Origin of the sequence: Streptomyces sp. NPDC059853 (assembly GCF_042731495.1) — a bacterium.
Taxonomy (GTDB): domain Bacteria; phylum Actinomycetota; class Actinomycetes; order Streptomycetales; family Streptomycetaceae; genus Streptomyces.
On sequence record NZ_JBHWJL010000155.1, the window covers coordinates 1 to 11539 of the forward strand.

Here is an 11539-nt window from a genome sequence, read left to right on the forward strand (position 1 = left end):
GGAGCAGGCCCTTGGACGGGATGTTCTTGTGGGCGTTGGAGTCCCACATGTTGATCGTCTGCGGGTCACCGCTCGACTCGCGCATCAGATTGCTGTGGATGCCCTCGTACGAGGCGGGGATGCCGTTCTCGTGGAGTACGTCCAGTGCCTCGTTGATCCACTGGTCGATCTCCTCGGCCGAGGCCGGCTCCGGCTTCGGCTGGTCCTTCTTGTCGATCACGACCAGCGTGCCGTCGTCCCGGTACTGAGCACCACGGCCGTCGTCGGTGGGTGCGGGCTGCTCCTGGGGCTGCGTGTCCGCCGGGGCGGCGGCGGGCTGCTCCTGGGGCTGGGCGGGGGCGTCCGCGGCGGCAGCGCCGGTGTCGGGGGCCGCTTCCGGTGTCCCGGTTTCCGCGGGCGCCGAGAAGACCGGGGCACTCGCGGTCACGGTGGTGGGGGCGGTGGCCGGGGTGTGGGCGTCGGCCGACGCGGCCGGGACGTGGACGAGAGACAGAGCCGCAGCCCCGGCGGTCACGATGCCGGCCGCAGCAGCCGTGCGGGTCCGAAGACGGGAAACGCCGTGGGTGGCGGTCATACACAAACCTCGATCCTCACGAGAGCGGAGAAATGCCGCGAATGGCGACATCCGCTACCGTGCCCCACCCCCCGAGACCGGGGCAAGAGGCTCTCCTGCGGCCCGGAGTCGTAGGCCCGCGCCGCTCACCGCGGCCCCGTGGCCGGGCGGGCGCGTCAGTTCCCTCCTACCGGCCTTCGGATGTGACGGGCCTCTCGTGCGCCGCCTCACAGCGGGCGGCCGCGCGCGGCACCCGGGGTGGTCGCACGATCACCCCGGGGTTGACATGGCGCCGGTCGGATGGACGGCGGGCGGTGAGGTGGTGGCTACTTGGGGAGAGAGGCCAGGTACGCGTTGTAGTCGGACAGCGCCTGATCGTTGGTCCGGTCCGCCTGGCGGTCCTCGCGGCGTGCCGTGCGCTCCTCGGAGGCCCACCACTGGAAGACCAGGGCCACCAGGACCAGGACGGTCGGGATCTCGCTGAAGGCCCAGGCGATGCCGCCCGCGGCGGACTGGTCGGCCAGGGCGTCGGTCGCCAGGGAGGCGGGCGGGTCGGCGAACGTGCTCACCATGGGCTCGCTGCCCATCATCAGGGCGATGCCGAAGAACGCGTGGAACGGCATGGTCGCGAAGAGTTCCAGCAGGCGGATCACGTGGCCCGAGCGGTGCGGTCCGGGGTCGACGCCCATGATCGGCCAGAAGAAGACGAGGCCGACCGCCAGGAAGTGGATCATCATGGCGATGTGCCCGGTCCTGGATTCCATCAGGAAGTCGAACAGCGGCGTGAAGTAGAGGCCGTAGAGGCTGGCGATGAACAGCGGGATGGTGAAGAGCGGGCTGGTGATGATCCGGACGTACCGGGTGTGGAGGAAGGCGATCAGCAGCCTGCGCGGGGCCGAGGGGGGCAGGGCCCGCATCAGGAGGGTGACCGGGGCGCCCAGCAGCAGCAGGAGCGGGGTGACCATGGAGATCACCATGTGCTGCACCATGTGCACGCTGAACAGCACCATGCCGTAGTCGTTCAGTGCCGTGCAGGTGACCGCGATGACGGAGAGGATGCCGAGGGCGAAGGAGACGGTGCGGCCGACGGGCCAGCGGTCGCCCCGGCGGTGGAGGCGGATCGCGCCCCACAGGTAGAGCGCGAGAACCGCCAGGCTTCCCCAGAGGAAGAGGGGATCGCCGCCGAATTCCATTCCGCGTGCGAAGGAAAACGGCGGCAGATCCGCCATCGTGCCGTGGTCACCATGGTCCATGCGGAACAGGATATGACCCGGCGTTTCGCGTCAGACGGTCTGGGTGGCCGCCGCGATGCGTTCGGCGCGCAGGGCGTCGTACCAGCGGTCGTCCACCGGCGGCAGGCTGGGGACGTCCAGGTGGAGGCGGAGCAGCAGATCGGCGATCTGGGGGTTGCGCGCCATGACGGGGCCGTGCATGTAGGTGCCGAAGACGGTGTCGCGCCAGGCGCCCTCGGTGCCGTCGCCGGTGCCGTTCCCGTTGCCGAAGTGAACGCGTGCGAAGGGGCGGACGCCGGGGCCGAGCTGGGTGACGCCCTGGTGGTTCTCGAAGCCGGTCAGCTGGGGCAGGCCCAGGGCGTCGTCCACGTCGGCGAGGACGTCGCCGACGCAGCGGGCACCGGTGCCGCGCACGCTGATGACGTCGAGGAGGCCGAGGCCGGCCTCGCGCTCGCCGAGGTCGTTGATGAACTCGCGGCCCAGGATCTGGTAGCCGGCGCAGACGGAGAAGATGATCGCGCCGGATTCGGCGGCCTTGGTGAGGCCTCCGTCGCGGCGCAGGCGCTCGGCCGCCAGGCGCTGGGGGCGGTCCTCGCCGCCGCCGATGAGGTAGATGTCGCCGGTGGTGGGGATGGGCTGGTCGGAGCGGACGTCCACGCGTTCGACGGCGAGTCCGCGCTGGCGGGCCCGGCGCTCGACCACGAGGACGTTGCCCTGGTCGCCGTAGGTGCTGAGCAGGTCGGGGTAGACCCAGATCAGGCGCAGGCTGGAGGCGGTCATGGGTGTGCTGGCCTTCCTTGGTGTCAGTTGCCGACGACGCGGCGCAGGTCCTGGAACGCCGTGTAGTTGGCGATCGCCTCGATGCGTCCGGGGGGCGAGTTGCGGATGGCTTCGGCGGCCGTGTCGAAGACCTGGAAGTTCTGGCCGGCGACTTCCAGGCGCACCGCCAGGTCGAGGCGGCGGTCGCCGATGACGGCGATGGGGTGGCCGGTGAGGCGGGTGTAGTCGACGTCCCACAGCCAGGAGGTGTCGGTGCCGTCCGCGCCGCGGGCGTTGACGCCGAGGATGACGGGGGCCGGGGGCGGGTCGATGAGGGAGAAGGTTTCGAGCCAGCCGGCCGGATTCTTGGCGAGCAGGAGCCGGATGTCGCGGCCCTCGTACTGGACGACGTCGTAGCGGCCGGCGACGGCGGCGACGGACTGCATGCGCTGGAGGGCGACCTGGGGGGCGATGCCGAAGGTGGCGGCGACGGCGGCGGCCGAGGTGGCGTTGGCCTTGTTGGCGCGGCCGGGCAGCTGGAGGTGGATGGGCCAGGTGGTGCCGTGCGGGTCCAGGACGCTGTCGCCGGTGAGCACCCAGGTGGGGGTGGGGCGGCCGAAGCCGCATTCGGCGCAGCGCCAGGTGGTGTCGTCGGGGCGCTGGAGCACGCCGCCGCACGAGGGGCAGGACCAGGCGTCGTCCTTCCATGCCTGGCCGGCGGCGACCCACACGACGTTGGGGCACGAGGACGCGGCCCAGACGATGAGGGGGTCGTCGGCGTTGGCGATGACGGTGGCCTTGGTGCCCTGGAGGCCTTCGCGCCAGTGCTCGGCCATCATGCGGGTCTCCGCGGCGCGGTCGAGCTGGTCGCGGGAGAGGTTGAGCAGGGCGATGGCCTTGGGGTTGACGTCCTGCGCGACGGCGATCAGGTATTTCTCGTCGACCTCGAGGGCCGCGAAGCGGGCGTTGGCGCCGGCGGAGAGGGCGGAGGTGATGCCGGCGGGCATGTTGGCGCCGAGGGCGTTGGAGACGACCTCGCCGCCGGCCCGCAGGGCCTCGGCGACCAGCCGGGTGGTGGTGGTTTTGCCGTTGGTCGCGGAGATCAGGACCACGTCCAGATGTCCGGCGAGCCGCGACAGCAGTTCGGGGTCGAATTTCAGGGCCACTCGCCCACCGATCACCGATCCGCTTCCGCGGCCGGCGGCGCGCGACACGGCGGCTGCTGCCTTGCCCGCCGTCACGGCCAGCCTGGCCCGTGCTGACAGCGGCGTGCTCTCTGACATCGTCCTGGCTCCTCCTTGCCCTAGACCGATGACCAGCCTATCGAGGTCTGCGGCGGTGCTCGCACCGCGTCCGCTCAAGTGCGCGGCGTGGCGGGCGGGTTCCCGGCGCCCTGGGCGGCTTTCACCCATTTGCCCGTTTGGAGTGATGATTACTTTATGTGGGCTTTAGAGTGCTTACGGTGAAGGGAGTGGCTGGTGATTCTGTCGGTTTCGTGGGTGCTTCTGCTCGCGGTGTTGATGGTGGTGTTTTTCCGCAAGGACGGACTGCGGCCGGTGCACGCGGTGGTGTGCGCGCTGTTCGGCTTCTATCTGTCGGGGACGGCGCTGGCGCCGGGGATCACGGCGGGTGGTGAGTCGGTGGCGTCACTGCTGGGCGGTTTCGGGCTGTAGGGCGGCGTGGGGGTCGTCGAGGACGGGCTGCCAGGCCAGCTCGGCGGCGCCGACGAGGCTGTTGTGGTCGAGGGTGCAGGGCTGGAGGGTGGCGTTGCTGTCCTTGCCCCACAGGCTGTGCTCGCGGACGGCGGCGCGCAGCCGTCCGGGGTTGGCCTCCAGGAGCCAGCGGTGCAGGCCGCCGAGGATGATGCGGTCGGGGTTGAGGATGTTGACCAGGCCGGCGAGGCCCTGTCCGAGGCGGTCGGTGACGGCGTGGGTGGCGTCGCGGACGGCGGGGTCGGTGGGGTATTCGGTGCGGATGAGGTCGCGGGCCTGGTCGAGGAGGGAGCCTTCGGGGCCGGGGGCGCGGCCGGCGGCGTCGAGGAGGGCGAGGGGGTCGGTCTCGACGTCGAGGCAGCCGCGGCTGCCGCACTGGCAGGGGCGGCCGGCCGGGTCGACGGTGAGGTGGCCGACTTCGAGGGCGAGGCCGGCGCTGCCGGTGTGGAGGCGGCCGTCGAGGACGAGGGCGCCGCCGACGCCGCGGTGTCCGGTGGCGACGCACAGCAGGTGGCGGGCGCCGTGACCGGCGCCGTGGCGGTGTTCGGCGAGGGCGCCGAGGTTGACGTCGTTGCCGCAGTGGCCGTCGGCGGGGAGTCCGGCGTCGGCGAGGCAGCGGTTGAAGATCTCGCGGACGGGGGCGCCCGGGGGCCAGGCGAGGTGGAGGGGGCCGCGGGCGGTGCCCTCGGGTTCGGCGACGGCGGAGGGGACGGCGAGTCCGGCGCCCACGCAGCGGCGGCCGCTGGTGGCGAGGAGGTCGGCGCCGGCGGCGACGAGTTCGCCGATGACCTGGGCGGGGTCGGCGTCGACGGTCTGGCAGGAGGGGGTGGTGGCGACGATGGTGCCGCCGAGCGCGACGAGGGCGGCGCGGTAGCCGTCGGCGTGGACCTGTCCGGCGAGGACGACGGGGCCGTCGTCGGCGATGGACAGGCGGTGGGAGGGGCGGCCCTGGGCGCCGGCGGGGGCGCCGGGGCGGGCGTCGACGGTGATCAGCCCGAGGGTCTGGAGTTCGGCGGCGACGGCGCCCGCGGTGGCGCGGGTGACGCCGAGTTCGGTGGTGAGGACGGCGCGGGTGGGGGCGCGGCCGGTGTGGACGAGCTGGAGGGCGGGGCCGAGCGCGTTGCGGCCGCGTTCCAGCCTTGTACGAGAGCGGGTCACGTCCCTATTCTGACTTTGTGCCTTCGCTGAACAAATTCAGGGCCGGGTCGGAACGGGGAGCTCGCGGGGTGGGTGGCGCGGCCGGGGGCGCGGATCCGCGGTTGCGTCAACTGCGGTACGCGCTCACGGCGTTCTTCGCGGTGGACGGTTTCGTGTTCGCGGGCTGGGTGGTGCGGATCCCGGCGGTGAAGGAACAGACGGGGGCGTCGGCGAGTGCGCTGGGGCTCGCGCTGCTGGGGGTGTCGGCCGGCGCGGTCGTGACGATGACGCTGACGGGCCGGCTGTGCCAGCGGCTGGGGAACCATCCGGTGACGGTGGGGGCCGCGCTGCTGCTGTCGGCGAGTGTGGCGCTGCCGCCGCACGCCCATTCGGCGGTGGTGCTGGGGGCGATGCTGCTGCTCTTCGGGGCGGGGTTCGGCGGCATGAACGTCGCGGTGAACAGCGCGGCGGTGGACCTGGTGGCGGCGCTGGGGCGGCCGGTGATGCCGGGCTTCCACGCGGCGTTCTCGCTGGGCGGGATGGTGGGTGCGGGGGCCGGGGGGCTGGTGGCCGGGTCGTTGTCCCCGGCCTGGCATCTGTCGGGGCTCGCGCTGATCGGGGTGCTGGTGACGGTGGTGGCGGGGCGGACGCTGCTGGCCGCTCCGGTGCCCGCGCCCCTGCGGGCGGAGGGCGCGGAGGCGGGGACGGGCGGCGCCGGGGCGGACGGGGTGCGGCCGGCGGCGGGCCCGGTGGGGTGGCTGGTCGTGGTGCTGGGGGTGGTGGCGGCGTGCACGGCGTACGGGGAGGGCGCGCTGGCGGACTGGAGCGCGCTGCATCTGCGCGAGACGCTGCTGGCGAGTGAGGGGCTGGCGGCGGCCGGTTACTCGGTGTTCGCGCTCGCGATGACCGTGGGGCGGCTGTCGGGGACCTGGCTGCTGCTGCGGCTCGGGCAGACCCGTGCCATGGTGGCGGGCGGCACGGTGGCGGCGGCGGGGATGCTGCTGGCGTCGCTGGCGCCCTCGGTGGGGCTCGCCCTGGTGGGTTTCGTGGTGACGGGCCTGGGTTTGGCGAACATCTTCCCGGTGGCGATCGGTCAGGCGGGGGCGCTGGCCGGGCCGCGCGGGGTGGCGGCGGCGTCGACGGTCGGGTACGCCGGGATGCTGCTGGGGCCGGTGGCGATCGGGTTCCTGGCGGAGTGGTTCTCGCTGGCGGCGGCTCTCACCTCGGTGGCGGCGCTGTCGGCGGTGGCGGCCGTCGTCGCGTACGGGCTGCGCGGCTCGGCGCCCGCCACGTCCTGAGCGGGCCGGCGCCTGGCGCCGGCCCGCCGGTTGTCATTCCTTGCGGGACGGCTCGTCGGCGGAGCCGGCCGGTTCGGGGGCGGCGGCCGGTTCGGCGCGGTCCAGGGCGGACAGGGCGCGGCGGGCGGCGGGGTGGTTGCGGACGATGCCGGCCAGGGTGGTGGAGCCGCGGGTGATCTGGGCGAAGGCGTTCCAGGCGGGCCGGAAGCCGATGAGCGCGGTGTGCAGCAGCCGGTGGCGGGGGCCGAAGACGCCGATCATGCGGCGGCCGACGGCCATTTCGGTACCGAGCCCCGATTTGACGGCGAAGGTGTAGTTGAGGGCCTGGCGGCGGGCGTCGACGGCGTCGGAGGCGTCGGCGATGCGGACGGCCCACTGGCCGGCGAGGCGGCCGGAGCGCAGGGCGAAGGAGATGCCCTCGCGTGTCCAGGGCTCCAGGAGTCCCGCGGCGTCGCCGCAGACCAGGACGCGGCCCCGGGAGAGCGGGGAGTCCTCGGCGCGGCAGCGGGTGAGGTGGCCGGAGGAGATGCTGGGTTCGAAGCCGGAGAGGCCGAGGCGGGTGGTGAAGTCCTCCAGGTAGCGGCGGGTGGCGGCGCCGTCGCCGCGGGCGGAGATGACGCCCACGGTGAGGGTGTCGCCCTTGGGGAAGACCCAGCCGTAGGAGCCGGGCAGCGGGCCCCAGTCGATGAGGACGCGGCCGGCCCAGTCGGCGGCGACCTCGGGCGGCACGGGGATCTCGGCTTCCAGGCCGAGGTCGACCTGGTCCAGGCGGACGCCGACATGGGCTCCTATGCGGCTGGCGCTGCCGTCCGCGCCGACGACGGCGCGGGCCAGGATGGTCTCGCCGCCGCTGAGGACGACGGCCACGGTGCGGCGGTCGGGGACGGCGGGGCCGTGCTGTTCGACGCGGGAGACGGCGGCTTTGGTGCGCAGTTCGGCGCCGGCCCGGACGGCGGCCTCGACGAGCCGCTGGTCGAATTCGGCGCGGTTGACGAGGCCGAAGAGCATCCGCTTGGAGCGGCGGGTGCGGGAGAGTTTGCCGTTGAGGGAGAAGGTGACGGCGTGGACGCGTTCGCGCAGGGGCAGTTCGAACCCGGGCGGCAGTGCGTCGCGGGAGGGGCCGATGATGCCGCCGCCGCAGGTTTTGTAGCGGGGTAGTTCGGATTTCTCCAGGAGGAGGACCCGTCGTCCCGCTTCGGCGGCGGCGCGGGCGGCGGAGGCCCCACCGGGCCCCGCTCCGACGACGACGACGTCCCACACCACTGTGTTCTCGGCTCCGCTCTCGCTGCTCACGCTGTTCGCTGCTCCCGCTGCCCGTCCGTTCCGTCCTCGGATTGGCATCCTACGGTCCTGATGAGGGCGAGATCGCTGTGGGATGATCTGCTGTCATTCCCGGTCAGGTTCGCGGCCCGGGCGTGCCCCGGGGGCGGTGCGCCGGCGGCGGCGCGCAGCTCAAGGAGCTTTTGATGGAGCAGTCTTCTTCGCGGTCCGATGCGCACGCGGGTGTGGCCGCCACGGTGGCGGCGCTGATGCCGGCGGCGCGGGAGGAACTGGCACAGCTGGTGGCGTTCCGGTCGGTGGCGGATCCGGAGCAGTTCCCGGTGAGTGAGTGCGAGGGCGCGGCGCGGTGGGTGGCGGACGCGCTGCGCGGTGAGGGCTTCACGGAGGTGCGGCTGCTGGACACGCCGGACGGCACCCAGTCGGTGTACGGGCTGCTGCCCGGGCCGCAGGGCGCGCCGACGGTGTTGCTCTACGCGCATTACGACGTGCAGCCGCCGTTGGAGGAGAGCGCGTGGACCTCGCCGCCGTTCACGCTGACGGAGCGGGCGGGCCGCTGGTACGGGCGGGGGGCGGCGGACTGCAAGGGCGGGGTGCTGATGCATCTGCTGGCGTTGCGGGCGCTGCGGGCGAACGGTGGGGTGCCGGTGACGGTGAAGGTGATCGTGGAGGGCTCGGAGGAGCAGGGCACCGGCGGCCTGGAGCGGTATGCGCAGGCGCACCCGGAGTTGCTGGCGGCGGACGCGATCGTGATCGGCGACACCGGGAATGTGCGGGTGGGGCGGCCGACGGTGACGGCGATGCTGCGCGGGATGGCGATGGTGCGGGTCCAGGTGGACACGCTGGAGGGGAATCTGCATTCGGGGATGTTCGGCGGGGCGGCGCCCGACGCGCTGGCGGCGCTGATCCGGATGCTGGACTCGCTGCGGGCGGCGGACGGTTCGACGGTGGTGGACGGTCTGGACTCCTCCGGGGTGTGGCCGGGCACGCCGTACGCGGAGGAGGCGTTCCGGGCGGATGCCGGGGTGCTGGACGGGGTGGAGCTGATCGGGTCGGGTGAGGTGGCGGACCGGCTGTGGGCGCGGCCGGCGGTGACGGTGCTGGGGATCGACTGTCCGCCGGTGGTGGGGGCGACGCCGTCGGTGCAGGCGCGGGCGCGGGCGCTGGTGAGTCTGCGGGTGCCGCCGGGGGTGCCGTCGGGTGAGGCGGCGCGGCTGCTGGGTGAGCATCTGCGGGCGCGGGCGCCGTGGGGGGCGCGGGTGCGGGTGGAGCAGACGGGTGAGGGTGAGGGGTTCCGGGCCGACACCTCCTCCCCCGCGTACACGGCGATGGCTTCGGCGATGCGGTCGGCGTTCGACGGCGCGGTGATGTCGGTGGTGGGTCAGGGGGGTTCGATTCCGCTGACGGCGACGCTGGCCGGGCTGTATCCGGAGGCGGAGATCCTGCTGATCGGGATGAGTGACGCGGCGGCGCAGATCCACGCGGTGGACGAGAGTGTGGATCCGGTGGAGCTGGAGCGGATGGCGGTGGCCGAGGCGCTGTTCGTGCAGGGGTACGCGGCGCAGGCGGTCGCGTAGCGCTCGGGGTGCTGTCGCCGGGGCCGGTCAGCGGCGGGGGTGGGTCCGGCGGCGGTACAGGGCGAGGAGGCCGCCGGTGAGGGCGGCGAGGGTGAGGCCGGCGCCGGTGAGGAGGGCGGGGGTGTGGTCGGTCAGGGAGCCGCCGGTGCCGGCCTGGGAGCCGAGGGTGGGGCGGGTGGTGGAGCTGGCGGTGGGGTCGGTGGCGTCCTTGGCCGGGCCGGTGGCGGGGGTGGGGGTGGCCGCGGCGGCGACGGTGTTGTTGATGGTGAGGGTGGTGCGGCCGGTCTGGCCGCCGCAGCTGAAGGTGACGTCGAAGGTGGTGCCGGGGCGGGCGGCGGTGTTGACGGTGGTGCGGGCGCTCTGGGTGGGGCCGGGGGTGCCGAGGCCGATGCGTTCGAAGGCGCCGGATTCGGCGAAGGCCTCGTCGTCGGTGCAGCCGGTGGCGGTGAGGGTGACGGTGCCGCCGGGCTGGACGGTGCGGGGGGAGACGCTGAAGGCGAAGCCGTTCTCCTGGGCGGGTGCGGGGGCGGCGGCGGTGAGGGCTATGCCGGTGAGTGCGGTGAGTGCGAGGGTCCGCCGGGGTGTGGCCATGGGGGCTCCTGGGGTGGGTGGTCGGTGTGTGGTGGGTGACGCTAGGCGGGGTGGGGGGGTGCGGCCACGCGGGTGGGGTGATCGGGTCACCGGTGCGGCTGTTCGGGTCAGCGGGTGCCGGTGAGGGTGGCGTAGACGACGACGTTGCCGGTGTAGCCGGTGTCGGGGTGGTAGGTGCCGCCGCAGGTGAGGACGCGGAGTTCGGGGTTCCCGGTGTCGGCGTAGACGCGCTCGGGGAGGCGGTCCTTGTCGTGCACGGCCACGTCGTGGACGGTGAAGTCCAAGGTGGTGCCGTCGTCGCGGTGGACGCCGATGGTGTCGCCGGGGGTGAGGGTGCCGAGGGCGTAGAAGACGGCGGGGCCGGCGGCGGGGTCGTGGTGGTGTCGTGGCCGGCGGGCTGGGGCGGCCCGCCGGGGGTGGTGGCGTGGTGGATGAGCTGGAGGCCGAGGACGAGGGCGCAGCCGAGGGCGGCGGCGGCCAGGCGGGGGCTCCAGCTGTCGCGGTCGGGGGGTTGCTGGTCGCTGAGGTGCATGGCGGTTCACCGTTGGTGGGGGTCTCCCCCGGTGCGGGGCCGTCAGGCACACGGTAGGTCGCGGGTGGCGGGGCCGCGATCCGGGCGGGGTCAGGTGCCGATGGGGATGCCGGCCTCCAGGTTGAGGGGGCGGCCCCGGGTGCGGGCGTGCAGGGCCCAGTGGAGGCGGTCGCGGCGGTTCGGGGAGAGCAGGGTCTGTGCTTCGTCCTCGGTGGTGAAGCGCCAGGCGCGCAGTTCGTCGCGGGGCAGCCGGATGGCGTGGATCTGGTCGGGGGTGAGGCGGCGGCCGTCGAAGAGGAGGCGGAGTCCGCCGGGCTGGGTGGGGTGGGGTGGTTCCCAGTCGATGATGAGGAGGTCGGGCTGGTGGGGCAGGCGCAGGCCGAGTTCTTCGGCGACTTCGCGGAGGGCGGCGCGGGCGGGTGGTTCGCCGGGTTCGACGATGCCGCCGGGGAATTCCCAGCCGGGTTTGTAGGTGGGGTCCACCAGGAGGACGCGGTCCCGGTCGTCGAAGAGGAGCATGCCGGCGGCGAGGGTTTCGGTGCGCGGTGGCGGGGTCTGGACGATGGGGCAGGTGCCCTCGTCGCGGCCGATGGCGTCGGCGAGGGCTTCGGCGGTGCGGCGCGGGGTGTGCAGGTGGGTGTCGAGGGTGTGGGCGTCGCGGGTGAGCCAGGGCAGGGCGTCGGTGTAGTGGGGCAGGTGGGTGAGGCACCAGTGGCGGGTGGCGGCGCCGTCGGTGGTGGTGCGGCGGTCGATCCGGGCGCGCAGGAACGTTTCTTCGAGGTGCAGCAGGAAGTGCCGGACGGCGATCCCGCGCGAGGCGAGGCCGCCGAAGATCTCGTCGCGGTGTTCCTGGTCGAGCAGGGTCATGGG

12 protein-coding genes are annotated in these 11539 nt (G+C 73.6%); 3 read left to right on the top strand and 9 right to left on the bottom strand.

The window, feature by feature from the left end; translation table 11 throughout:
• The 4 genes from ACFV5N_RS17180 to ACFV5N_RS17195 form a co-directional block, all read right to left on the bottom strand.
• A partial coding sequence (locus ACFV5N_RS17180; RefSeq protein ID WP_385600108.1) for a hypothetical protein occupies positions 1-574 on the bottom strand: 574 nt, incomplete at its 3' end.
• A 305-nt stretch (positions 575-879) separates the two neighbouring features.
• Positions 880-1806: a cytochrome c oxidase assembly protein gene (locus ACFV5N_RS17185; protein ID WP_385600111.1), complete on the bottom strand. Its 927-nt coding sequence runs from the start codon at positions 1804-1806 to the stop codon at positions 880-882.
• Positions 1807-1836: 30 nt separating this feature from the next.
• Positions 1837-2565 carry a type 1 glutamine amidotransferase gene (locus ACFV5N_RS17190; RefSeq protein WP_019436337.1) on the bottom strand — a complete coding sequence of 243 codons (729 nt, stop codon included), beginning with the start codon at positions 2563-2565 and terminating at the stop codon, positions 1837-1839.
• A 23-nt stretch (positions 2566-2588) separates the two neighbouring features.
• Positions 2589-3827, bottom strand: coding sequence for a MurT ligase domain-containing protein (locus tag ACFV5N_RS17195; protein ID WP_375066269.1), 1239 nt, complete (start codon positions 3825-3827; stop codon positions 2589-2591).
• A 195-nt stretch (positions 3828-4022) separates the two neighbouring features.
• On the opposite strand from ACFV5N_RS17195, the gene ACFV5N_RS17200 reads away from it, so the two are divergent.
• The gene (locus tag ACFV5N_RS17200; protein ID WP_019436339.1) at positions 4023-4217 is read left to right on the top strand and encodes a hypothetical protein; all 195 of its coding nucleotides are present in this window, start codon (positions 4023-4025) and stop codon (positions 4215-4217) included.
• Here ACFV5N_RS17200 and ACFV5N_RS17205 read toward each other — a convergent pair.
• Complete coding sequence (locus ACFV5N_RS17205; protein WP_385600116.1) at positions 4191-5414, bottom strand: ROK family protein; 1224 nt, start codon at positions 5412-5414, stop codon at positions 4191-4193. The genes ACFV5N_RS17200 and ACFV5N_RS17205 overlap by 27 nt on opposite strands.
• A gap of 68 nt (positions 5415-5482) precedes the next feature.
• On the opposite strand from ACFV5N_RS17205, the gene ACFV5N_RS17210 reads away from it, so the two are divergent.
• Positions 5483-6691: an MFS transporter gene (locus ACFV5N_RS17210; RefSeq protein ID WP_385600119.1), complete on the top strand. Its 1209-nt coding sequence runs from the start codon at positions 5483-5485 to the stop codon at positions 6689-6691.
• 33 nt (positions 6692-6724) lie between these two features.
• Here the strand turns inward: ACFV5N_RS17210 and ACFV5N_RS17215 are convergent, their stop codons facing one another.
• Positions 6725-7984 carry a geranylgeranyl reductase family protein gene (locus ACFV5N_RS17215; RefSeq protein ID WP_385600122.1) on the bottom strand — a complete coding sequence of 420 codons (1260 nt, stop codon included), beginning with the start codon at positions 7982-7984 and terminating at the stop codon, positions 6725-6727.
• A 173-nt stretch (positions 7985-8157) separates the two neighbouring features.
• Here ACFV5N_RS17215 and ACFV5N_RS17220 point away from each other — a divergent pair, with 173 nt between their 5' ends.
• Entirely contained in the window at positions 8158-9546 is a 1389-nt protein-coding gene (locus ACFV5N_RS17220) for a dipeptidase (protein WP_385600125.1), read from the top strand.
• A gap of 27 nt (positions 9547-9573) precedes the next feature.
• Here the strand turns inward: ACFV5N_RS17220 and ACFV5N_RS17225 are convergent, their stop codons facing one another.
• The 3 genes from ACFV5N_RS17225 to ACFV5N_RS17235 form a co-directional block, all read right to left on the bottom strand.
• Positions 9574-10137: a hypothetical protein gene (locus tag ACFV5N_RS17225; RefSeq protein WP_385600127.1), complete on the bottom strand. Its 564-nt coding sequence runs from the start codon at positions 10135-10137 to the stop codon at positions 9574-9576.
• 107 nt (positions 10138-10244) lie between these two features.
• Positions 10245-10679 (bottom strand): sortase domain-bontaining protein, encoded by a 435-nt coding sequence (locus ACFV5N_RS17230; protein ID WP_385600130.1) that lies wholly within the window; start codon positions 10677-10679, stop codon positions 10245-10247.
• 80 nt (positions 10680-10759) lie between these two features.
• A partial coding sequence (locus ACFV5N_RS17235; protein WP_385600132.1) for an NUDIX domain-containing protein occupies positions 10760-11539 on the bottom strand: 780 nt, incomplete at its 5' end.